General features: G+C 29.0%; 25 protein-coding genes. 9 read left to right on the top strand and 16 right to left on the bottom strand.

Annotated elements, in window-relative coordinates; all coding sequences use genetic code 11:
* Window position 1: 1 nt before the first annotated feature.
* The 4 genes from mutL to Q0881_RS04365 form a co-directional block, all read right to left on the bottom strand.
* Window positions 2-1,864 carry a DNA mismatch repair endonuclease MutL gene (gene mutL / locus Q0881_RS04350; RefSeq protein ID WP_299157243.1) on the bottom strand — a complete coding sequence of 621 codons (1,863 nt, stop codon included), beginning with the start codon at window positions 1,862-1,864 and terminating at the stop codon, window positions 2-4.
* Window positions 1,864-2,148 (bottom strand): riboflavin synthase subunit beta, encoded by a 285-nt coding sequence (locus Q0881_RS04355; protein WP_299157244.1) that lies wholly within the window; start codon window positions 2,146-2,148, stop codon window positions 1,864-1,866. The genes mutL and Q0881_RS04355 overlap by 1 nt, the downstream gene beginning before the upstream one ends.
* A 181-nt stretch (window positions 2,149-2,329) precedes the next feature.
* Window positions 2,330-2,836, bottom strand: a complete 507-nt coding sequence (ribH, locus tag Q0881_RS04360) for a 6,7-dimethyl-8-ribityllumazine synthase (protein WP_299157245.1) — start codon at window positions 2,834-2,836, stop codon at window positions 2,330-2,332.
* Window positions 2,836-3,621, bottom strand: a complete 786-nt coding sequence (locus Q0881_RS04365; protein ID WP_299157246.1) for a tetratricopeptide repeat protein — start codon at window positions 3,619-3,621, stop codon at window positions 2,836-2,838. Before Q0881_RS04365 ends, ribH begins: the two co-directional genes overlap by 1 nt.
* A 115-nt stretch (window positions 3,622-3,736) precedes the next feature.
* On the opposite strand from Q0881_RS04365, the gene Q0881_RS04370 reads away from it, so the two are divergent.
* Both Q0881_RS04370 and Q0881_RS04375 read left to right on the top strand, forming a co-directional pair.
* On the top strand, window positions 3,737-4,819 hold the full coding sequence (locus Q0881_RS04370) for a DNA replication/repair protein RecF (protein WP_299157247.1): 1,083 nt from the start codon (window positions 3,737-3,739) through the stop codon (window positions 4,817-4,819).
* Window positions 4,820-4,839: 20 nt separating this feature from the next.
* Window positions 4,840-5,136 (top strand): DUF721 domain-containing protein, encoded by a 297-nt coding sequence (locus Q0881_RS04375; RefSeq protein ID WP_299157248.1) that lies wholly within the window; start codon window positions 4,840-4,842, stop codon window positions 5,134-5,136.
* On the opposite strand, the gene Q0881_RS04380 is transcribed toward Q0881_RS04375, so the two are convergent.
* Window positions 5,133-5,423, bottom strand: coding sequence for a hypothetical protein (locus Q0881_RS04380; RefSeq protein WP_299157249.1), 291 nt, complete (start codon window positions 5,421-5,423; stop codon window positions 5,133-5,135). The genes Q0881_RS04375 and Q0881_RS04380 overlap by 4 nt on opposite strands.
* A gap of 119 nt (window positions 5,424-5,542) precedes the next feature.
* On the bottom strand, window positions 5,543-5,962 hold the full coding sequence (locus tag Q0881_RS04385) for a nucleoside-diphosphate kinase (RefSeq protein ID WP_068703581.1): 420 nt from the start codon (window positions 5,960-5,962) through the stop codon (window positions 5,543-5,545).
* Between the two features lie 108 nt (window positions 5,963-6,070).
* On the opposite strand from Q0881_RS04385, the gene Q0881_RS04390 reads away from it, so the two are divergent.
* The 5 genes from Q0881_RS04390 to Q0881_RS04410 all read left to right on the top strand — a co-directional run bounded on the left by Q0881_RS04390 (window position 6,071) and on the right by Q0881_RS04410 (window position 10,056).
* Complete coding sequence (locus Q0881_RS04390; protein WP_299157250.1) at window positions 6,071-7,099, top strand: bifunctional oligoribonuclease/PAP phosphatase NrnA; 1,029 nt, start codon at window positions 6,071-6,073, stop codon at window positions 7,097-7,099.
* Window positions 7,089-7,622: a gliding motility-associated peptidyl-prolyl isomerase GldI gene (gene gldI, locus Q0881_RS04395; RefSeq protein WP_299157251.1), complete on the top strand. Its 534-nt coding sequence runs from the start codon at window positions 7,089-7,091 to the stop codon at window positions 7,620-7,622. Before Q0881_RS04390 ends, gldI begins: the two co-directional genes overlap by 11 nt.
* 3 nt (window positions 7,623-7,625) lie before the next feature.
* Window positions 7,626-8,357, top strand: a complete 732-nt coding sequence (locus tag Q0881_RS04400; protein WP_299157252.1) for an FKBP-type peptidyl-prolyl cis-trans isomerase — start codon at window positions 7,626-7,628, stop codon at window positions 8,355-8,357.
* Window positions 8,358-8,446: 89 nt separating this feature from the next.
* Entirely contained in the window at window positions 8,447-9,493 is a 1,047-nt protein-coding gene (locus Q0881_RS04405) for a peptidylprolyl isomerase (RefSeq protein WP_299157253.1), read from the top strand.
* A gap of 2 nt (window positions 9,494-9,495) precedes the next feature.
* Complete coding sequence (locus Q0881_RS04410; protein ID WP_299157254.1) at window positions 9,496-10,056, top strand: phosphatase PAP2 family protein; 561 nt, start codon at window positions 9,496-9,498, stop codon at window positions 10,054-10,056.
* On the opposite strand, the gene Q0881_RS04415 is transcribed toward Q0881_RS04410, so the two are convergent.
* The 4 genes from Q0881_RS04415 to Q0881_RS04430 form a co-directional block, all read right to left on the bottom strand.
* Window positions 10,053-12,050, bottom strand: a complete 1,998-nt coding sequence (locus Q0881_RS04415; RefSeq protein ID WP_299157255.1) for an LTA synthase family protein — start codon at window positions 12,048-12,050, stop codon at window positions 10,053-10,055. The genes Q0881_RS04410 and Q0881_RS04415 overlap by 4 nt on opposite strands.
* A 334-nt stretch (window positions 12,051-12,384) precedes the next feature.
* Window positions 12,385-12,945, bottom strand: a complete 561-nt coding sequence (locus tag Q0881_RS04420; RefSeq protein WP_299157256.1) for a nucleotidyltransferase family protein — start codon at window positions 12,943-12,945, stop codon at window positions 12,385-12,387.
* An 86-nt stretch (window positions 12,946-13,031) separates the two neighbouring features.
* Entirely contained in the window at window positions 13,032-14,945 is a 1,914-nt protein-coding gene (gene htpG / locus Q0881_RS04425) for a molecular chaperone HtpG (protein WP_299157257.1), read from the bottom strand.
* A gap of 86 nt (window positions 14,946-15,031) precedes the next feature.
* Window positions 15,032-16,279, bottom strand: coding sequence for an MFS transporter (locus tag Q0881_RS04430; protein WP_299157258.1), 1,248 nt, complete (start codon window positions 16,277-16,279; stop codon window positions 15,032-15,034).
* Window positions 16,280-16,470: 191 nt separating this feature from the next.
* On the opposite strand from Q0881_RS04430, the gene Q0881_RS04435 reads away from it, so the two are divergent.
* Window positions 16,471-17,478, top strand: a complete 1,008-nt coding sequence (locus Q0881_RS04435) for a beta-ketoacyl-ACP synthase III (RefSeq protein WP_299157259.1) — start codon at window positions 16,471-16,473, stop codon at window positions 17,476-17,478.
* Between the two features lie 73 nt (window positions 17,479-17,551).
* Here the strand turns inward: Q0881_RS04435 and Q0881_RS04440 are convergent, their stop codons facing one another.
* Entirely contained in the window at window positions 17,552-19,942 is a 2,391-nt protein-coding gene (locus Q0881_RS04440) for a TonB-dependent receptor (protein ID WP_299157260.1), read from the bottom strand.
* 95 nt (window positions 19,943-20,037) lie between these two features.
* Here Q0881_RS04440 and Q0881_RS04445 point away from each other — a divergent pair, with 95 nt between their 5' ends.
* Window positions 20,038-20,400: a CoA-binding protein gene (locus Q0881_RS04445; protein WP_299157261.1), complete on the top strand. Its 363-nt coding sequence runs from the start codon at window positions 20,038-20,040 to the stop codon at window positions 20,398-20,400.
* Here Q0881_RS04445 and Q0881_RS04450 read toward each other — a convergent pair.
* From Q0881_RS04450 to pyrR, 5 genes are read right to left on the bottom strand one after another with little or no spacing between them, the layout of a single operon-like run.
* Window positions 20,397-21,338, bottom strand: a complete 942-nt coding sequence (locus tag Q0881_RS04450) for a ribonuclease Z (RefSeq protein ID WP_299157262.1) — start codon at window positions 21,336-21,338, stop codon at window positions 20,397-20,399. The two genes, Q0881_RS04445 and Q0881_RS04450, sit on opposite strands and share 4 nt — an antisense overlap.
* Entirely contained in the window at window positions 21,339-21,659 is a 321-nt protein-coding gene (locus Q0881_RS04455) for a T9SS type A sorting domain-containing protein (RefSeq protein WP_299157263.1), read from the bottom strand.
* Window positions 21,660-21,694: 35 nt separating this feature from the next.
* Window positions 21,695-22,027 carry a hypothetical protein gene (locus Q0881_RS04460; protein ID WP_299157264.1) on the bottom strand — a complete coding sequence of 111 codons (333 nt, stop codon included), beginning with the start codon at window positions 22,025-22,027 and terminating at the stop codon, window positions 21,695-21,697.
* A gap of 2 nt (window positions 22,028-22,029) precedes the next feature.
* Window positions 22,030-22,962 (bottom strand): aspartate carbamoyltransferase catalytic subunit, encoded by a 933-nt coding sequence (locus Q0881_RS04465; protein WP_299157265.1) that lies wholly within the window; start codon window positions 22,960-22,962, stop codon window positions 22,030-22,032.
* A 24-nt stretch (window positions 22,963-22,986) separates the two neighbouring features.
* On the bottom strand, window positions 22,987-23,541 hold the full coding sequence (pyrR, locus tag Q0881_RS04470) for a bifunctional pyr operon transcriptional regulator/uracil phosphoribosyltransferase PyrR (RefSeq protein ID WP_299157266.1): 555 nt from the start codon (window positions 23,539-23,541) through the stop codon (window positions 22,987-22,989).
* Between the last annotated feature and the right edge of the window lie 15 nt (window positions 23,542-23,556).

Below are 23,556 nucleotides of genomic sequence, written 5' to 3' on the forward strand. Positions count from 1 at the left end.
ATTATTTATTAAAAATGGTGTCAATTTCGTTTAAAGTCAATGTTTTAAACGTTGGTCTACCAAATGGTGATGTATTAGGTTCTTTACAAGAAAATAAATCATTCACTAAATTTTCTTGTTCTTTTATAGATAAAATAGTTCCCGTTTTTATAGCTAAAGATTTAGCAAAAGACTTAGCCATAACGTCAAAATGACTGAAACTAGTATCTGGAACCTCTAGTTTTATATCATCTAATAATTGTTCTAAAATCAATGTTATTTGACTTTCGCTTATTGAAGTTGGTATTCCTCCAATAACAACACTTTCTTTTGTAAACTCATCAAACATAAAACCAGCACTTTCTAAATCAGATTTTATTGTATAAATCATTTCAATATCCGCTGAAGAAAATGAAATACTTACAGGAAATAATAACTGTTGACTACTTGCTTCCTTTACCGTAATGTTTTCTAAAAACTCTTCATATAAAATACGTTGGTGTGCTAATGATTGATTAATTAAAACTACACCAGATTTTATAGAACTTAATAAATATTTTTTCTGAATTTGAAAAGTTTTTCCAGTTTCAGTTTCTTGTTGACCTTCGAAAAGTTGTTCTTGTTTGCTCGCTGTTAAAGGTTCAGTATTTGTATATAAAGCTTCCCAATTTCCAGTATCTTTTTTAAAATTAGATTGATAACTTACGGAATTAGAATTGTTCGATCTATTTGGATTAGATTCTGACTGGTAGCTTGTTTCTGTTTTAAATGGATTGAATGTAGGGTCTACAGTAATTGGTGGAATAGATGCAGGAGACGAAGATGAACTTTTCTTACTATAATCATAAGGTGTATCTAAAGTAGCATCTCTATCAAAGTCTAATACTGGACTCACATTGTATTGACCTAAACTATGTTTAACAGTTGCTCGTAAAATAGCATATAAAGCTTTTTCATTATCGAACTTAATTTCTGTTTTTGTTGGATGTATGTTAATATCAATACTATTCGGTGGTACATCTAAGTATAAGAAATATGAAGGATGTGAACCGTGTTCTAATAAACCTTCAAAAGCATTAACAACGGCATGGTTTAAATACGAACTCTTAATAAAACGATTGTTTACAAAAAAGAATTGTTCACCACGTTTTTTCTTTGAAAATTCAGGTTTAGCAACAAATCCATTTATAGAAATAATATCAGTTTGCTCAGAAATTGGAACCAGCTTTTCATTCATTTTAGTACCAAAAATAGCCACAATTCTTTTACGTAAGTTGCTTTTTTTTAAATGGTAAATTTCATTGTTATTATGGTGTAATAAGAATGAAATATCAGGATGTGCTAAGGCTACTCTTTGAAATTCATCAACAATATGACGGGTTTCAATAGTATCTGATTTTAAAAAATTTCGACGAGCAGGAATGTTATAAAATAAATTTTTAACAGCTAAGCTTGTTCCTTTTGATGTAGAAATTGCTTCTTGAGAAGTTATTTTACTTCCCTCAATTTTTATTTGAGAACCTAATTCTTCGTTTTCTTGTTTGGTTTTCAGTTCAACATGAGCAATAGCGGCAATAGAAGCTAAAGCTTCACCACGAAAACCTTTAGTATTTAAATTAAATAAATCTTGTGCATCTTTAATTTTAGAAGTAGCATGACGTTCAAAACTTAAACGAGCATCGGTAGCGCTCATTCCTTTACCGTTGTCAATTACCTGAATTAAAGTTTTACCAGCATCTTTTAATAATAATTTAATAGAAGTGGCACCAGCATCAATAGAGTTTTCTATTAATTCTTTTACTACAGAAGCAGGGCGTTGTACTACTTCACCAGCAGCAATTTGATTTGCAACATGATCAGGAAGTAATTGTATAATATCTGACATTAGTTGTTTTTTGGTAAAAAGATTGAAAGATCAAAATCAATAATGAATAAGAATAATAAAACTAAAATTATTATTATGATAATAATAGTTTTGTTAAAACCTCCGTGTTCAGAGTTTTTAAATTCATCTAAGGCTTGAATAAATTTCTTCTTTAAGCCTTTTCTTTTACCTACTGTAGATCGATATTCATCGAATTTATGTTTTACTTGGTATGGATTTCCGTCGCCCTTATAGTAGCGAGGCTTATAATCGAATTTTTTATTTTCTCTTTTGATGAATCCCATAAAATAATGCTTCTTTTGAATGCTTTAGTGTAGCAAAAACCACACCAAATTAAGACGAAAATCAAAGTTACTGAATTATAGAGAGGTGGTCAAAAATTATAGCTAAATTAAAGTTAAAAAGAGTCAATACTTTAGATGTATTGACTCTTTTTTTTAAAATATAATTTAATAAGAATGTGTTTTAAAAACCTAAAGAATTTGGTTTTCTATCTTGATTTTTAATTGCTGCCATTTTAATAGCTGCTACAGCACATTCAATACCTTTATTTCCTAGTTTTCCTCCAGAACGATCTATAGATTGTTGTTTGATATTATCGGTTAATACACAGAAAATTACAGGAACATCATATTTAATGTTTAAATCTACAATTCCTTGCGTAACACCATCACATACAAAATCGAAATGTTTCGTTTCTCCTTGAATTACGTTTCCAATGGCAATAATGGCATCTACTTTTTGAGTTTCTACCATTTTTTTACAACCATAAACTAATTCGAAACTACCAGGTACATCCCAAGAAATAATATTATTCTCATCAGCACCACAGTCTATTAAAGTTTCTATAGCACCTTTGTGCATATTACCAGTAATTTCAGGATTCCATTCTGAAACAACAATCCCAAATCGAAAAGATTTCGCATTTGGGATTGAAGCTTTATCGTAATAAGATAAATTTGTTGTAGCCATTATTGAGCATATTTTGCGCTATTGATATATTTTTCAATATCTCTACCTTGATCGGTATTAGCGTATTTTTCTTTAATGGTTGTATATAATTTTTCAGCTTTACTATACTCTTTTAAATCCATTGCAATTTGAGCTGCTTTGAATAAGAATAAAGGAGAAGTAAATTGATTGTCTTTTTTGTTAGCTGCTTTTTCGTAATATACTAAAGCATCTTTAGGTTGGTTAATATCAGCGAAAGCATCACCAATAGCACCTAAAGCAGTAGGACCTAATAATTCATCATCAGAACTAAAGTCACTTAAATATTCAATAGCTTTTTCATACTTCTTCATTTTTAAATAAGAAATACCAGCATAGTAGTTCGCTAAGTTTCCAGCTTTAGTTCCACCGTACATTGAAGCAATATCAGTAAAACCATATTTACCATCAACACCTCCAACAAGAGCTAAGTTGTATAAAGAATCAGCTTTTACACCTGCAGATGTACTTGCTTTTTCAAATAAAACTCTTGGATAAGCTAAATTATTAGAAGCATCTCTTTCTGTTGGTTCTGCAACAAATTTAGTATAAGCTAAGTAGATTAAGATTAAAGCTGCGATAGTTACCAATCCGTAAAATAATGGCTTGCTATTTTTCTCAATCCATTCTTCTGATTTATTCGCAGTCTCATCTAAAGTGTTAAATACTTCTGCTGTAGTACTTTGCGATTCGTCAAAATTTTCTTCTACTTCTTGTACAACCTTTTCTTTCTTAGGTTTGTAACCTCTTTTCTTGTATGTAGCCATAATTGCTTAAAAATTAGTGGTCGCAAAAATAGTTTTTTTAATTGGATTTTAAAAACCGAATATTCGTAAAATTTTCAATAATTTGCGCTTTCTTTTCTGATAATAACAATCATTCATGTATTTGCAAAAAATATCTTTGGTCAATTTTAAGAACATTGAAACTCAAACTTTTGATTTTCAAAAGAAAATAAATTGCTTTGTAGGGAACAATGGTATTGGGAAAACCAATGTTTTAGACGCTATTTATTATTTATCATTTGCAAAAAGTTATTTTAATTCTGTTGCTGGTCAGAATATTCGACATGGTCAAGAATTTTTTATGATAGAAGGTGATTATTTATTAAATGATAGAAATGAGAAAATTGTTTGTTCTTTAAAAAGAGGGCAGAAAAAAGTTTTAAAACGTAACGGAAAAGCGTACGACAAGTTTTCTGAGCATATTGGGCAATTACCACTAGTTATTATTTCGCCTGCAGATAGAGATTTAATTGTAGAAGGAAGTGATACACGAAGGAAGTTTATTGATGGTGTAATATCTCAACAGGATAAAAAATATCTACAAACATTAATCTCATATAATAAAACTGTAAGTCAACGAAATGCGTTGTTAAAGTACTTCGCAGCGAATAGAACTTTTGATGCCTTAAATTTAAAGGTGTACGATGAGCAATTAGTTGAGTACGGAACCGTTATTTATACAAAGAGAAAAACTTTTTTAGAAGAGTTTGTACCTATTTTTAATGAGAAGCATCAAATTATATCAGGAGCTAAAGAGGAAGTGAATTTACGTTATAAGAGTCAGTTACATGAATTGCCTTTAGCAGATTTACTTGTTCAGAATTTAGAAAAAGATAGGATGTTGCAATACACCTCCGCTGGAATACATAAAGACGATTTAAATTTTGAAATAGGAGAGTATCCAATAAAAAAGTTTGGTTCTCAAGGACAACAAAAATCGTATTTAATAGCGCTGAAATTAGCACAGTTTGAGTTTATTAAAAAGCAGTCGAACGTAACACCAATTTTGTTACTAGATGATATTTTTGATAAACTTGATGAAAATAGAGTAGCTCAAATTGTTGATCTAGTTAATAACGATGCTTTTGGTCAGATTTTTATAACGGATACGCATTTTGAACGTACAGAGAATGTAATTAAACAGAGTAATCAAGAGTATCAAATTTTTAAATTAAATTAAAAATATTTTATCAAGTAGTAATGGCAAAAAGAGAAAGCGATAGTTTTTCAATAAAAGATTTATTAGGTAGTTATATTAAAGAGGGTAAATTAAATAAGGGTTTTCAGAAAATTCATATTGAAGAGGCGTGGGAGAAATTAATGGGAGCTGGTGTTGCATCTTATACTACTGAAGTAAAATTACAAAATGGAACTTTAATTATTTGCTTGTCGTCTTCAGTATTGCGAGAAGAGTTAAGCTATGGGAAAGATAAAATTGTACGAATGATTAATGAAGAGATGGGAGAGGATTTGGTTAAGAAATTGATGCTGGTTTAGTTTTTTCTTAATTCAATTTTTAAGCTAGTAGTTAATTTCCATAATTGATTTTTTAGGTTTAAAAAATCAATATTATTATTTAAGTTCTTTGTTAAATATACGTCATTAAAAGATCCCATTCCAGCATAAACATTAAGGATGTCAGAAGTAGAGGTGTTAAGATTTTTATTTTGATTTAAATCGTATTTGATTTTTGAAAAAAATAAGACCCAGTTTTCTTGTTCTTCTTCTTTCAGTAAATCAATTAAATTGTCTAATAGATTTATAATTTGATCTTTCTTTTGCATAAAATAGAATCTCTTTTATTCAGTAAAATACGGGTGAATTTATTATATAATAAGTTAAAAATAAAAAACTCGTCACAATTAAGTAACGAGTTTTAAATATATTTAAAAAAGTGTTTTCCTTAAAACATTTCTCTACCAGAAAAATGGAAAGCACCTTCGATAGCTGCATTTTCATCAGAATCAGAACCGTGTACTGCATTTTCTCCAATAGAAGTAGCAAACATTTTACGAATAGTTCCTTCAGCAGCTTCAGCTGGATTAGTAGCACCAATTAAAGTTCTAAAGTCTTCAACAGCGTTATCTTTTTCTAAGATCGCAGCGATAATTGGTCCACGAGTCATAAACTCAACTAATTCACCAAAGAAAGGACGCTCGTTGTGCACAGCATAAAAAGCTTCAGCATCACGCTTCGTCATTTGAGTTTTTTTCATTGCTACGATTCTAAAACCTGCAGCATTAATTTTGTCTAAAATTGCACCAGTATGTCCGTTTTCAACACCATCTGGTTTAATCATTGTAAAAGTTCTATTTGTTGCCATTATTATAAGTTTCTATAAATAAAGTAAATAAAAAATGTAAGTGCGAACTTCGCACAAATCGGCGCGAAATTACATAATTTTTTTAATTTAATTGTATCTTCGCCACTTATGATTTTAAAACACTTTAAAGAACTACAAGAATTTTTATCAGAACCTAAAAATATTGTGATAATAGGTCATAGAAATCCAGATGGTGATGCAGTAGGATCTACCTTAGGATTGAAGCACTATTTTGATAAAAAAGGACATACTACTCAGGTGTTAATGCCTAATGAATATCCAGATTTTTTACACTGGATTCCAGGCTCGGAAACTGTTAAGCGTTTCGATCGTCAAAATACGCAGAGTGTAAAAGCTTTAGACAAATCTGAAATTATTTTTTTGCTAGATTTTAATGCTTTTCATAGGGTAGGAGGCGATATGCAAAATACTTTAGAGAAGTATAAAAACAACTTTGCATTAATCGATCATCATCAACAACCAGATGATTTTGAATATATGTATTCAGATACGACAATGTCATCAACCTGTCAAATGGTCTATAATTTTATAGAAATGATGGGAGATGTTAATTTGATTGATAAAAACATTGCTACTTGTTTGTATACTGGAATAATGACAGATACGGGTTCTTTCCGATTTAGGTCTACAACAAGTACTACGCACCGTATTATTGCAGACTTAATAGATAAAGGTGCTGAAAACGATAAAATTCATAGTAATGTACACGATGCAAACTCTTATAACAGATTATTGTTGTTAGGTCAGGCATTAAGTAATATGAAAGTTTTGCCTGATTATAAAACAGCATTTATAACCTTATCAGAAGAAGAAAAGAAACGATTTAATTACGAGAAAGGTGATACCGAAGGAGTTGTTAATTATGCATTATCTTTGAAAGGGATTGTATTTGCAGCTATTTTTATTGAAGATAAAGAGCAAGGAATAATAAAAATGTCGCTTCGTAGTAAAGGTAAGTTTTCTGTAAATCAGTTTGCTAGAAATTATTTTAATGGAGGAGGGCATGATAATGCAGCAGGAGGAAAAAGTTTAGAATCTATGGAAGATACTATTACTATGTTTACAGCGTTGTTACCTAAATATAAAAACGAATTAGAAACATCTTATGAAGTTTAGAATTATTTTTTTTTCTTTGTTGGTCTTAGGAATAGTTTCTTGTAAGAAACCGGAGGCAAGGAGGCCTAAAAAGCAAGGGACTAATGATTTTTACAAGGAAATTATAGAGAAGAATAAAAAATTAAACGCTTTAGAGAAAAAATATATTGAAAATTGGATTTTAAAAGATACAATTAATAAATATGAAATAGCTTCTCAAGGTTTTTGGTATACTTATAATAATAAAGATTCAGTAAATACTATAAAACCAGCTTTTGAAGATCATGTTTTAATTTCTTATGATATTACTGATTTGAATGGTACTATTATATATGAAAAAGAACAAAAAAGTTATAAAATTGATAAAGAAGATTTTATTCCAGCTTTACAAGAAGGAATAAAGTTGATGAAAAAAGGAGAAACTATTACATTTGTGATTCCATCATATAGTGCTTTTGGAGTTACAGGAGATGGAAATAAGATAGCTGTTAATCAGCCAATAAAAAGTACAGTAACATTAATAGATATAAAATCAAATAAATAAAAAATGAAATTAACCAAAATTTTAGCAGTTACAGTTGTAGGTTTATCAATTGTTTCATGTAGTAATAATACTAGCCAGTTTAAATCTAGTAATTCATTAGCAACAGAAGTTGATTCTGTTAGTTACGCTCTTGGATTAGATATGGCAAATAAAATTAAGACAAGTTTCGATGAAATGAATCAAGATTTATTTGTTCAAGGATTTAAAAATGGAATTGATTCTACCAATCTTTTAGTTGAATCAAAAGATATCAATTTTATTTTACAATCATTTTTTCAAAAGAAACAACAAGAAAAAATGAAGAAACAACAAGAAGAGCAAGCTAAAAAAGCTGAAAAAGACTTTGGAGAATATAAAAAAGAAGGTGAAAAGTTCTTAGCTGAAAATAAAACAAAAGAAGGGGTTAAAACTACAAATAGTGGTTTACAATATATAGTGTTAAAAGAAGGAAAAGGAGAGGCTCCTACTGCAACTTCACGTGTAAAAGTACATTATCACGGAACATTAACCGACGGAACTGTTTTTGATAGTTCTGTAGATAGAGGACAACCAAGTGAGTTTGGAGTAAACCAAGTTATTAAAGGGTGGACAGAAGGTTTACAGTTAATGAAACCTGGAGCTAAATACAAATTCTTTATTCCTCAAGAGTTAGCATATGGACCTCAACAAAGAGGGGCAAAAATTAAACCTTTTTCAGCTTTAGTTTTTGAAGTAGAATTACTTGAATCTAAGTAATAAAAAATATAAATAAGTGAAAATCAATTAGGTTAGTATGTGTTACTAACCTAATTGATTGTTTATAAGAGAAACCTAAAATAAAATAAATGAAATTATTTAAAATTTTAATAGCAGTTGTTGTGCTATTTTCGGCTTGTAAATCAATAAAATATCCTGATTTAGAAAATGGAATATATGCTGATATACAAACAAACCGCGGAGATATTTTGATTAAGTTACATGAAAAGGAAGTTCCTATGACAGTTGCTAATTTTGTGTCGTTAGCAGAAGGTAGTAATCCTAAAATAACAGATTCATTAAAAGGAAAACCTTATTATGATGGAACAAAATTTCACAGAGTAATTAAAGACTTTATGATTCAAGGTGGAGATATAACTGGAACTGGAGCAGGTGACACGGGGTACAAGTTTGATGATGAATTTCCTTTAGATCAAGATGCAAAATTAATATATAAACATGATGGGCCAGGAGTATTATCTATGGCTAATTCTGGACCAGCATCTAATTCAAGTCAGTTTTTTATTACGCATAAAGAAACACCTTGGTTAAATGGTAAACATACAATTTTTGGAATAGTACAAAAGGGGCAAAATATAGTTGATACTATTAAGCAAAACGATTATATTAATAAAGTTGAAATTATACGTGTTGGAGGAGAAGCTAAGAAATTTGATGCTCCTATTGTTTTTGAAAGCGAAATAGCAAATGTAGAAGAAAGAAAAAAAGAAAGAGAAAGAGCTATTAAAGAAAAGAAAAGAAAATTTTTAGAAGAGAAAGGTTATTATAAATCTAAAACAACAGATTCTGGGTTAAAAGTCTTAGAAATCCAAAAAGGAAATGGTAAGAAAGTAAATTCAGCTATTCCTACTACGGTGCACTATACATTATATTTGCAAAATGGAAAGAAGATTGATTCTAGTTTGGATAAAGCCAAGCCATTTACATTTACTATTGATGACCCTAATTTACCTCTAATAGCAGGATGGAAAGAAGGTGTAAAAGGAATGAGAGAAGGAGACAAAAAAAGATTTTTTATTCCTTATTATTTAGGTTACGGAGAAAGAGAATTGGGGCCTATTCCTTCTAAATCTGATTTAATTTTTGAAATAGAAGTATTAAAAGTAGGTAAATAGGTTTGTTAGATTATATAATTCAAAAAGATAAAGAGCTTTTAATTTTCTTAAATAGTTTAGGGAATGAGCAATGGGATGGAATTTGGTTAACAATAACCAACCAATTTTCTTGGACACCGTTATTTATATTAATACTCTTTTTAGTATTTAAATTTTTAGGATTAAAAAAAGGGATTTTTACAGTTGTATTTATAGCTTTACTAATTACTTTTTCAGACCAAATTACTAATGTAATTAGAGGAGTTTTTGAAAGATTGAGACCCAATAATGACCCAGAGATTAAAGAGGTTTTAAGAACATTAATAAAGCCTCAGAGTTATAGCTTTACATCTGGACATGCAACAACATCTACAGTAGTAGCTATCTTTATAATTATGCTTTTAAAAGAGTATACAAACTATATTAAACTATTAGCATTTTTTCCTTTGATCTTTGCTTATAGTAGATTGTATTTAGGAGTACATTTTCCTTTAGATATATTATTTGGTTTTATAAACGGTACAATAATAGGTTGTTTATCATATCATTTATATAAATATTTGAATTTAAAAATATTCAATTAATTTTTTTTGTTGTTATAGTATAAATATTTTGTACTATAATAAATAGCATTCGTTAAACTATCCATTTTTTTATACAAATTTGGATAGTTTTTTTTGATATCCACTTTTTCTTTATCAGTATTCATATTATATAAATGACTATAATTACTATGTATAGTTTTAGAATATTGTAATGAATCTTTTAAAAGAGTTATTGCAGGTTCTCCTTTTATTTTTTGATAAAGAAAGGCAAAGTTTGCGTTACTATTTTTATCAAGGGCATTACTTCCTAAAGTATAATTTGTATATTCAATATTAGCTAAGCTGGCAGCTGTAGGTAGTATATCAATTAAGTTTGTGTACTTCTTAATTTTACTTGGTTTAATATATTTAGGAGCATGTATAAAAAAAGGTACATTATGAAGGTTTAATTTATAGTCATATAATTTTTTAAATTTATTTACATGACTCATAGATGTGTTATGGTCTCCAAAAAACAGAAAAATTGTATTATCATAATATCCAGATTTTTTAGCGCGTTTTAAAAACTTGTTTACATTAAAATCTAAATAACGTAAGGCATTTAAACGCTTAATACCATCAAAGCCAGCTTCTTTAAGTAAAGAAGGAGGTATTTCATTTTCTTTTAAGGGTTTATAGCTCTCTTTTTGTTCAGGAACAGTAAAAGGCATATGATTGGTTGCTGTTTGAATATACGCAATAAAAGGTTTTTCTTTTTTATGTAGTTCTCGAAGTTCTAAATCAGACTCTTTAAAAAGTTCATAATCATCAATACCCCAAACATCTGCTCTTTTTTCAGTTTTAAAACTCCCTTCTTCAAATATTTTTAATCCATTTATATTTGATTGAAAAACACCTCTAATGTTTGCCCAATTGGCACTCCCTCCCAAGAAATATAACTTTTCATAACCTTTAAACTGATCAAAGACAATCCTTTGATCTATTATTCTTGGGTTTCTTGATGCTGTTCTAATACCATCTATATCGGGTAAACCTGTAATACTAGCAAAAACACTTGCTGCTGTACCAGATTTATGAACATAAAAGTTAGAAAAACTAACACTTTTATTTAGTAAGCTATCTATTTTAGGAGTTGTATTTATTGGATTTCCATAATAACTCATTGGAACAACACCTAGAGATTCTAACATAACAATAACCACATTTGGTTTATTTGTTAAAGTATCATTTTTAATATTTTTTCTTTCAAAAGACAAGTTGTCTTTTGGTAAACCTAACTCTTTAGCAATAGAAGGGTAATACTTTTTTGTTTTTTCAATATCAAAACCTTCATTTCTAAATTTAAAACTATCAAAAAAATACAAAACAGGATTTAATGCAAATTGATTTACGGCTGTGTTTTTTGAGAAAAAAGCTTGGCTCCATCGTAAAGGATAGTGAGTGAAACTGTTATAAATTCCAAAGGCGAATAAAAGAAATGGAATTATTATAAAAAAAGCTTTCTTTTTTTTAGAACTATTTTCGTTATTAAAAGTAAATATATTGTATAACCAGTTTGAGAACTTATACAATATGAATGTAAGTATGATAAAAGCAAATAGACCTTTAAAAACAGGATAACTTTCAAAAAGTACTTGAGTAGATATTTTTAAATTACTTAAAAACCGCAAAGAAGCAGCATCTAAACGAATGTTTAAATAATCGTAATAGCCAAAATCAAAAAGATGAAATAAGGTAATAATTAAGTAAACGGTTATTATATATATTGAACTAAATATTTTATAAAAGCGGTATTTAAAAAAACGATGATTAACAATGAATAGTAAAATAGCTAAGGGAAGAAAGCTAATTGAAGCTAATTTAATGTCAAATCGTAAACCTAATAAAAAAGCCTTGTATACTTCAGAAGAGGAGGCTTTACTTAAACCTGTAAAGAAATTAAAAAAAAGTACTCTAAAAGTAAAGATATACAAGAGTAAAAAAAATGTATTTAAGGAAAGGAACTTAATATAATTAGGAATTCTTTTTAGCATTCTTATGATTAATTTATAAATTACAAAGATATTTAAATTTAAAGCTTTTTAGGAGAGAAATATTCTTTTAAAAATATAAGATTAAACACAAATCTTTAAAATAAATAATAAAAAAAAAGAACCCTAGATTCTAGGATTCTTTTATATTAAATAATAAGTTCCCCAACCTATTATACATTATACTCTACTATATAAAATATGCAACAAATGTATTAGAAATTATTAGAGATGAAATTGTTCTTTACGTTAAAGAAAACTTAATTTTTTAGCTTACTTCTATTGTTTTAGAATTTGATTAAAAAGAAGTATTAACTCTAATTAATAAAATAAGAAATTAACTTTCATATTTAAGTTTTATAGATAGTTTAGGCCATTTTTCACTCCACATTTTCTTTTTGATTCTGTTATTGTATATAGTAAGATTAAATTTGGGGGTTGGAATAACCATAAGATTAAAAAGATCTTCTAAACCATAAGGCGCTATATATTCAATTTTGTTTTTTTGTGTTATTCTTATGGCTATAGCAGTAGCAGTTTCTGGCCAAAAAGAAATTGCTTTTTCACAATTAGAATATGGCTCATGACCATTTCTAATATTCATTCTGAATTGGTTTTTTACCGACCAATTTAATATAGGGTCTATAAGTTTTAGTTTGTTTTCAATTAATAAGTCATGTTTTTTAGAAGACTTGTTTTTGTCAAAATATATTACATCAATATCGTTCAACTTTGTTCGTTGATTCCTGTGTTTTTCATCCCAAATTTTATTTCTAATAAATCCAGCGCCTATCCAAGAGTCATTCAAATTTAAATCTCTAACAGTTTTCAGAATAGTAATCATCCATTTGTCACTTTCTATAATTTTAATTAACCCTTTTTCTAGCTTTGGTTTCATTTTTTAGAAATAATAAAAGCCTCTTTTGAATTAAACAAAGAGGCTTTAAATTTATGATTTGTTGCAAACATAAAATAGTAATTTTACTATTTTATTAATTCGTAGCTACGCTTGATAAAGTTTGTTAATTCTTCACCATGTAATAAGTTTTGAGATAATTTAGCTAAGTCAAATGCTTGCGTTGTTAAACGCTTTTGATCATCTTCGTTTGCATTTAAAATTTCAGAAACTAAAGGGTGATTGGTATTTACTACTAAATTGTACATTTCTGGTAAATTACCCATTCCCATCATTCCACCTCCACCACCAGAAGCTTGCATTTCTTTCATACGACGCATAAATTCTGGAACAGTGATTAAGAAAGGAGAGCTAGAAGAATCCATAGATTCTAATTGAACTGTATAATTAGTGTTATTAACTGCTCCTTCGATAACTGGTTTTAACTTCTCTTTTTCTTCGTCAGAAAGCTTCGAAATAACAGTATCATCTTTCTTAATTAAATTATCAATATGGTCAGCATCTACACGTGTAAATTGAACTTTAGTTTCACCAGAAGTTTCTAGTTTTTGCATTAAATGCGATACAATTGGAGAATCTAACACTAATACTTCATATCCTTTAGCTGTTGCATCTTGAATATAACTGTGTTGTGCATCTTTGTTGGAAGCGTATAAAATTACGTGATTACCATCTTTGTCAGTTTGTATGTCTTTAGTTTTTTCAACTAATTCCTCAAATGTAAAAAACGTATCGTTTACTGTTGGATATAAAGCAAATTTCTTAGCCTTGTCAAAGAATTTATCTTCCGATAACATTCCGTATTCAATAATAACTTTGATATCGTTCCATTTTTTCTCAAAATCTTCACGATCTTTTTTGAATAAAGAGCTTAGTTTGTCAGCTACTTTTTTAGTGATATAACCAGAGATTTTCTTTACTGCTCCATCTGCTTGTAAACCAGAACGAGAAACATTTAATGGAATGTCTGGAGAATCGATAACACCTTTTAACATCTGTAAAAAGTCAGGTACAATTCCTTCAACGTTATCAGTTACAAAAACTTGGTTTTGATACAATTGGATTTTATCCTTTTGCATGTCTAAATTCTGAGATAACTTAGGGAAGAATAAAATTCCAGTTAAGTTAAATGGGTAATCTACATTTAAGTGAATATGAAATAAAGATTCTTCGAATTGCATTGGATACAACTCTCTATAAAAGTTTGTGTAATCTTCATCATTTAAATCAGCTGGAGCTTTTGTCCAAGCAGGATTTGTATTGTTGATAATTGCGTCAACTTCAATTTGTTTATGAGGCTCTGTTGTTTCTTTACCTTCAGCATCCGTTGTAGTTTGAGGCGTAAAATCAGGATCGTTTACTTTTTTAGTTCCAAATTTAATTGGCACTTGGTTAAAACGATTGTATTTATTTAATAAACCAGAAATCTTGCTTTCTTCTAAAAACTCTAAAGAATCTTCAGCAATGTGTAAAACGATTTCAGTTCCTCTATCAGCTTTATCATGAGCTTCTAAAGTAAATTCTGGAGAACCATCACATGTCCAATGAGCTGCTGGCTCATCTTTAAAAGATTTTGTAATTAATTCAACCTTATCAGCTACCATAAAAGCCGAATAAAAACCTAAACCAAAGTGACCAATTACACCAGTTTCGTTTTTATCATCTTTATATTTATCTAAAAACTCTTCAGCTCCAGAAAAGGCAATTTGGTTAATGTATTTTTCAACCTCATCAGCTGTCATACCTAAACCTTGATCTTTAATAGTTAAAGTTTTTGCATCTTTATTAATGCTAATTTCAATCTTAGCATTACCTAATTCAGTTTTAGCTTCACCAATTGAAATAAGGTGTTTTAACTTTGTGGTAGCATCTGTTCCGTTTGAAATTAACTCACGTAAAAAGATTTCGTGATCAGAATACAAGAATTTTTTAATCAGTGGAAATATATTTTCTACCGATACATTAATGTTTCCTTTACTCATAATTATATATTTTGTTTGATATTATTTTCTGATGATAGAGTAGTCAAAAAAAATACCAAATAAAGTTTTGTGACAAGATGACAGAATTATCTTCTTAGTTTCATCGTCTTATGTAAAAATATTGAAGCTAGTAAACCAATTATAGAGTTCGCTAAAAGGAAAATAAATAAATATTGATAACCAACTTCACCTCCAATTTCATCTAAATAATATCCAATTAAAGGTCCCGTGAAAATATCCGGAAGAAAGCAAAATATAGATATTAGACCTATAACTGTTCCTGTAATGGTTAAAGGAATATTTGTTTCTTCTAAAATAGTAAAATACACAACTCTTATAACATAAACTCCAATTAGGGTACTAACTAAAGAAGTTAAACCAGCAATATATGTTATTGATAAATTAAGACTTAATGTTAAAAATAAGCTACCAATTGCCATAATAGTAAAACCTATAATTAGCCATTTTGTAGGAGTTTTATCTTTAGCTAAAAAAATTACAACTAAACAAATTAAGGGTCTTAAATAAGCAAAAGCAACCCCTAAAGAAGCTGATTCTTTTTCATTGTAATTATATATTTCACTGACATATTGTGTGAAAATATCCCCAATTCTAAAACCGGTATAAGCGGATAAAATAATTAACATTAATATCCATATGACAGGATATTTAAAAGATTCTAAAATGTTATATTTATAACTTTTAGTTGTTATTATTTTACTTTTTTCTTCATTACTATAATTTGGGAGTAATAAAAATAGACCAGCTAAAAGTATACTTAAAATAGAAATAATAAGGTATACTTTATTCATTGCTGTTTGTAATTGGATCTTCGATAGATTTGTTTCTGGAATAGTATAAGAAAAAAGAAAAACGCCTAAAGTACCTATAATTGCAGCTACAATTCCTCTACCTCCTTCTAAAAAACCAAAACCAGTTATTTGTTTATCATTACCTCCCCATATGCGTGTAGCTTTTATTAAGGGAGACCAAAATAGTAGAATAGTAGTAACACCCCAATAAGCATATAAAATGTAAAGTGTAGTTAACGATGGGAAAAGAACCCAAAAAAAACCTCCTAAGCCAGTTAAAAACAAAGCTAAACTCATTAAGTATTTAGGTTGATATTTATCTGCTATAATTCCTCCGAAAAAATAAGAAACTAAGGCAATAATACCATATATAGTATAGCAGTAGCCTATATTAGTATTTGAAATATCAAAAGCATATAAAAAAGTAGGCCTAAAAATTCTTATGAATACATAAGGTAGCGCATAAATTATTTCAGCAGATAAAATAAATAAAATTAATTGGAATGTTTTTTTAAGGGGCATAGACCTCTAAGAAAATACTTTTTTTTAAAATGGACAAATTTTAAATAAAGAGTTGTGTGAGTTGCAATAATTGATTTGTATTTGGTATATAAAGATGTATTTATGCATACAAATATATTAAGAGCATTGTTACATTATAAATTAATTGCTACTTTTGAGAGTAGAAAAATCAAAAAAATCAACATTAAAATATGTATAATTCAAAAATAACAGGATTAGGTTATTATGTGCCAGATAATGTGGTTACTAATAATGACTTAAAAGAGTTTATGGATACTTCTGATGAATGGATTCAAGAAAGAACAGGAATTAAAGAGCGTAGATGGATTGATCCAAAAACAGGAGATACAACTGCTGTTATGGGGGCAAAAGCATCTAGAATTGCAATTGAAAGAGCTGGCTTAACTAAAGACGATATAGATTTTATTGTTTTTGCAACTCTAAGTCCTGATATGTATTTTCCTGGGGGTGGGGTACAAGTACAAGAAATGTTAGATATGCCAACTATTGGAGCATTAGATGTACGTAATCAGTGTTCAGGTTTTATATATGCTATGTCAGTAGCAGATCAGTTTATTAAAACAGGAATGTATAAAAACATTTTAGTAATTGGAGCTGAGAATCATTCTGGAGGATTGGAGAAATCTACTAGAGGAAGAGGTGTAACTGTAATTTTTGGAGATGGAGCGGGAGCTGCTGTACTTTCTCGTTCTGAAGAAAAAGGAAAAGGTATTTTATCTTCTCATTTGCACTCAGAAGGAAAGCATGCAAAAGAGCTGGTTTTAGAAGGCCCGTCAACAAGTCGTTGGGTACCGGAAATATTAGAAAAGAATGATCCAGATGATGTTTCTTATTACCCATATATGAACGGACAATTTGTATTTAAACATGCAATAGGGCGTTTTTCTGAAGCAATTATTGAAGGATTACAAGCGAATGGATTAGAGAAAGACGATATTGATATGTTAATACCACATCAAGCAAATTTACGTATCGCACAGTTTATTCAAAAGAAATTTCAACTTTCTGATGATAAAGTATATAATAATATTATGAAGTACGGTAATACTACTGCAGCTTCTGTTATTATAGCATTAACTGAAGCTTGGGAGAAAGGAAAAATAAAAGATAATGATTTAGTAGTATTAGCTGCTTTTGGTAGCGGATTTACTTGGGGGTCAGTTGTGATTCGTTGGTAATTAATTATTAAATTAAAAACAAAAAAACCGAAGTCATAAACTTCGGTTTTTTTGTTTTTAAGTAGTAGGACTCTTACATAAAGCCACCGCCACCACTTTTTTCATTATTATCTCTATTTCTTCTACGTTTAGCTTTGTTTTTCCCTCCACCAAATCTATAGTTGAATCCTAAATAAGTAGTTCTACTTTCCCATTTAAAACGTCCGTTTTGTACAAAAGGATTTGTTGAGTTAAATTTAAAACGCATAGTGTTAAAAATATCATTTACTCTAAAAGTAAAATTTCCTTTTCCTTTTAAGACACTATAGTTAGCGCCTAAGTTAACCATTGTCATTGGATCTACATCCCATTGGATGTCTTTTCTTGGCCCTCTATACATAGCGAATAATTGTAAACGTAATTTCTTTGAAACCGTAAAACTATTACTAATTCTAGCATTAAAAATTTCAGTTTTTACTTCTCTTCTTGGAGCAGTTGGGTTACTAATATCATTCGTCCCAAATTGTTTTTGAGAGTAAAAATCCATACTAGCATTAGCTCTCCACCATTTTGCTATTCTGTAATTTGTAGAGAATTCTAAACCATATGCATCAGTATCATCAAAATTAGCATGTGTTAAAATTTGTCTGTTTGGATCACTAGGATCTTCATATGTTGCTCTATTAATTACATCATTAATATTTCTATAGAAAGTTCCAAATGTAACTGAACCACCTTTAATTCTTCTAGTATAATTAATCTCAAGAGAGTTTGTAAATTGAGGAACTAAATTAGGATTACCTACTGATGTAATTAATGGTGTACTCCATTCTCTAATTGGGTTTAATTGTCCAATTCCAGGTCTATCAACTCTTCTACTATAACTTAATTGAAATTGATTTTTATCCGTTGGGTTATAAGTGAAAAATGCTGAAGGATATACTGAGAATATTTTATCTGTAACTGTTGCCGATGGTTGCCCTACTTGGTTAAAAACCCCTTCAATTTCATAGTTTTCTAAACGAGCACCTAATTGCATGGTTACTTTACCGAATTTGTGACCATAATTTACATACCCAGAGAAAATATCTCTATCATAAGTAAATGAAGAATTGCTAAATCCAACTTGAGTAGTTAAGTTAGTATTATCAGTTTTATTAACTCTATATTCAAACCCTAATTCTAATTTACCATTTTTAGATACTGGATTTGTGTAGTCTAAGTTAATTAATGTATTGTTTCTATTATTATTAATATCATTAATATAGTCTTGTTGAGTGTTTAATAAAAAGTCATTATCTAATAAATTAGGAGATTCGTTTTTAGAATAAGTTGCTTCAAGTTCTATATTATGACCTTTCTTTTCAAAATCATGCTTAAAGTTAACGTTATAAGTTTGGTTATGACTATCAGATGTTTGAGTATTAGGTGAGTGTGCAGTCAAGGTGCCAGCTCCGTCAAAAATTTTAGCACGTCCACTAGCTTTACTATCAAACCAATTTTGAGTTGTATAAAAAGATAAAGTATTTTTATCGTTTAAATAAATATCTGCTCCAAATTTGAAAAGATGTGATTGATTATCATTCTTAAAAATAAAATCTTGATTGTTTACACCTGGTCTATTAACATAACCAAAGTTGTAACGGTCTCCACCATTAAATCCATAATTCCCAAAAAAGTTAACTTTTCCAGTTTTATAGTTCATGTTGGTAGATGCATTGTAACGTACATAATGTCCAACTTCAAGTCCAGTATTAACAGAACCGTTAAAGCCCATGTTAGCATTTTTATTTAAAACAATATTAATAATACCACTCATTCCTTCTGGGTTATATTTTGCTGAAGGATTGGTAATTAATTCAACACTTTTAATTGAAGTTGATGGAATTTGTTTTAATAGTTGAGCAGCAGGAATATTTGTAGGTTTTCCATCAACTAATACACGTACGTTTTCATTACCTCTTAAGCTAATATTACCAGATTGACTATCTACGCTTACAGATTGCACATTGTTTAATAATTCAGATGCAGTTGCACCTGCAGAAGTTAAATCTTTACCAACATTAATTACTTTTCTATCAACTTTTTGAGTTACAGAAGATGTTTCCGCTCTTACCTCAACCTCTTCAAGAGTGGTAGAATCTTCTGTTAAAGAAATAGTTCCTAGGTTAATTTTTCTTCTTTTATTATTTATAATTATTGGTTTCGTTACAGTTTTATATCCAATAAATTGAACCTCAACCATATTTTTACCTTCAGGAATATTTTTTATTGAAAAAGTACCATTGTCGTTAGTAATACCACCAGTTAAAATTTTATTAGCAGTATCTTTGATTATAATGTTAACGTAAGGTAGTGGTTCTTTAGTTGTTTGGTCAATGACTTTACCGGATATGGAACCAGGTTTTGGTAAGTTACTTTTAGGCATTTGAGCAAATAAATTTACACTGAATGCTGTTAAAAGTATTAGTAATATGTTTCTCATTTTGTTTGTTTTTGAATTGTTTTGATGCCTAATAGACTACTTATTGATTACTTTTGTTACTTCATTTAACAGAGTTTAACGTATTATTAACAACTATGAAAGCAATAACTTTAGTTCTCGGAGCATCTTTAAATCCAAATAAGTATTCTAACATTGCTCTTAAAAGATTGAGTGAGAGAGCAATCAAAATTCTAGCTATAGGTTTGAGAAAAGGAAAAGTAAATAATATTGATATTATAACTGAAAAAATAGTGTTTGAAAATATTGATACCGTTACTTTATATTTGAATCCGAAAAGACAAGAAGAATATTATAATTATATATTAAAATTAAATCCTAGAAGAGTAATTTTTAATCCTGGTACTGAAAATTTTGAGTTCTCAAAAATGTTAAAGGAAAAAGGAATTAAGGCTGAAGTAGCTTGTACTTTGGTTTTATTATCAACCAATCAATATTAATTTAAAATTTCTATAGGGAAAGAGTTTGTAGAGTATTGTTTGCCAGCTTCGGCTAATTCAACATTATTAAAAACTGTTTGTGCTTCTTTTTTAAAGTCTTTTAAATTCGAATACCTACTAGAATAATGTCCAATAATTAACTTACCTACATTTGCTTCGTTAGCAATAGTAGCAGCTTGTTCAGCTGTTGAATGTTTGGTTTTTTCACACAAATCTTCTCTGTCTTTTAAAAAAGTAGCTTCATGATACAATAGGTTAACATCTTTAATAATAGGTATTATACCAGGTTTAAAAGCAGTATCACTACAAAAAGCATAACTTTTTGGTTTTGGAGGGTCAATTGTTAATTCACTATTAGGAACAATTTCTCCTGTAGATAATATAAAGTCTTTCCCAGCTTTTATATTATGAAAATCACAAGTATCTATTTCATCATATTGCTGAATATTTTCAATATGCAATTTTCTTGGTTTTGATTTTTCTTTAAATAAAAAACCATTAGTATATACTCTATGGTCTAAGGGAATGGTGTGAACAGATATTTTATCATCTTCAAAAATTAATTCACTTTCTTTTGAATCTAATTCATGAAAAACAATATTGTATCTGGTCCAAGATTTAGAAATTTTTAACTGAAGTACTGTAACTTCTTTAATTCCTTTAGGACCATAAATATGTAAGTCTTTTTCTCGGTTAAGTATTCCAAATGTAGATATTAAGCCAATTAATCCAAAAAAATGATCTCCATGTAAATGAGAGATAAATATGTGATTGATTTTAGAAAAACCAATCTTATATTTTCTCATTTGTCTTTGAGTGCCTTCTCCACAATCGATTAAAAAATGGCGATTATTAATTTCTAAATACTGAGATGTAGGGTGTGCATTAACTCTAGGGGTAGCAGAGTGGCATCCTAAAATAGTTAAATGCAAACTCATTTATTTTATAACAAAACGTTTAGAAATAATGTTCTTATTACTTTGTATTGCATAAATATACATGCCAGATTTTAAATCATCACGATTAAAAGGATAAGAGTTACGTCCTTTAGAAATATTTAATTCTTTTTTATACACTGTTTTGCCTAACACATTTCTAACAGTAAAAATAACAACTTGTTCGCTTTTAGAATTAAAAGAAATAGTTGTGTTATTGGTAAAGGGATTAGGTGAAGCAACTAACTTATCTACCTGTTTTTCTTGAGAAAAACTAGATAATGTTATTGAGAATAAAAATAATAAAAGTATTTTTTTTACCATAGGTTACTCGTTTTTAGGGGATTTGAATAATTAGGTTAAAAACCTAAATCACGCTGAATATTTTCCATTTCAATAATATCTTCTGCTTCAACTAGTGTTGGAACAATGTTTAATGACTCTGGAAATTCATCAATATTCACATCCTTTACTATGATTACAAAAGATGTGCCATTTATTTGATGCATGTGAGCGTATTTCAAAAATAATAAAATATTCTCTATAGAAGTGTTATTTTTTTCTGAAATTTTAATAACTAGGTGTTTTTCCTTAAGATTAACATGCTCTTTTTCAAATTTTAATAAAAAATCAGAGAAAGTATTGTCATCAGAATGTATTAAAATATATTCCTTTTTATTTTCTATTATCATTATTATCTTTTTATCTGTTGGGCTAACAAATATATAACAGCCATACGTGTAGCAACTCCGTTTTCTACTTGATTTAAAATAATAGATTGATCGCTATCGGCAACATCGCTTGTTAATTCAACTCCTCTGTTTATAGGTCCAGGATGCATAATAACAATTTTCTTACCAAGATTATCTAATATCTCTTTATTAATACCAAATAATTGAGTGTATTCTCTAGTAGAAGGAAAGTATTTAATATCCATTCGTTCATGTTGAACACGTAAAACATTTGCAACATCACACCAGTCTAAAGCTTTCTTTAAATTAGTTTCCACCTCAACACCTAAACTAGAAATATACCTTGGAATTAAAGTTGTTGGGCCACAAACTTTAACTTTTGCACCTTGTAATTGTAATGCGAAAATATTTGATAATGCTACACGAGAATGTAAAACATCTCCAACAATAACTATTTTTTTTCCTTTTAAATTACTGTTTAAAGCTTCACGCATTGAGAAACTGTCTAGTAATGCTTGTGTTGGATGCTCATGCGTACCGTCACCAGCATTAATAATTTTAGCATCTACATGTTTAGATAAGAAAATACCAGCACCTACATTTGCATGACGCATGACAACAATATCAACTTTCATTGATAAAATATTGTTAACAGTATCGATTAAGGTTTCTCCTTTTTTTACGGATGATTGTCCAGCAGAAAAATTAATTACATCTGCCGATAAACGTTTTTCAGCTAATTCAAACGATAACTTAGTACGAGTACTATTTTCAAAAAATAAATTAGCAATGGTAATATCACGTAAAGAAGGAACTTTTTTAATAGGGCGGTTAATAACTTCTTTAAAATGAGAAGCAGTTTCAAAAATAAGCTCTAAGTCTGTTTTGTTAAGGTATTTAATACCTAATAAATGTTCAACGCTTAACTGCTTCATTTTAGTTTATTTTTATAATCATAACTAGTCAAGCTTAGCTTGCTTGGGTTCAAGGTAAATAGTATCTTCTTTATGAGTTTCTTGCCAATTAACAACAACCTTCTCGTTATTTATAGCATCAACTTGTCTTCCTCTATAATTTGGCTGAATTGGAAGGTGACGGCTAAAACGACGGTCAATTAACACTAATAATTCAATGTTTTCAGGTCTTCCATAGGATTGAATTGCTGTTAAAGCACTTCGTACACTTCTTCCAGAATACAATACATCATCAATAATAACAACTTTTTTACCTTCAATTAAAAAGTCAATTTGAGTTGATGTAGCTTCTAAAGGTTCATCTCTTCTACGAAAATCATCTCGATAAAAAGTAATATCTAATAAACCCAATTGAAGATTTTGTATTCCATAATCATCCGTTAACAATTTAGCTAAGCGTTTTGCTAAGTATGTTCCTCTAGGTTGAAGTCCTATCAGTACAGTATTAGAGAAATTGTTATGGTTTTCGATTAACTGACAGGCTAATCGATGCAGAATGATTTGAATTTCTTTTGATGTAAGTAATGTTTTTCTGCTCATTGGTTGCTATCAAAT

The sequence above is a fragment of the uncultured Tenacibaculum sp. genome (genome assembly GCF_947494125.1).
Taxonomy (GTDB): Bacteria; Bacteroidota; Bacteroidia; order Flavobacteriales; family Flavobacteriaceae; genus Polaribacter.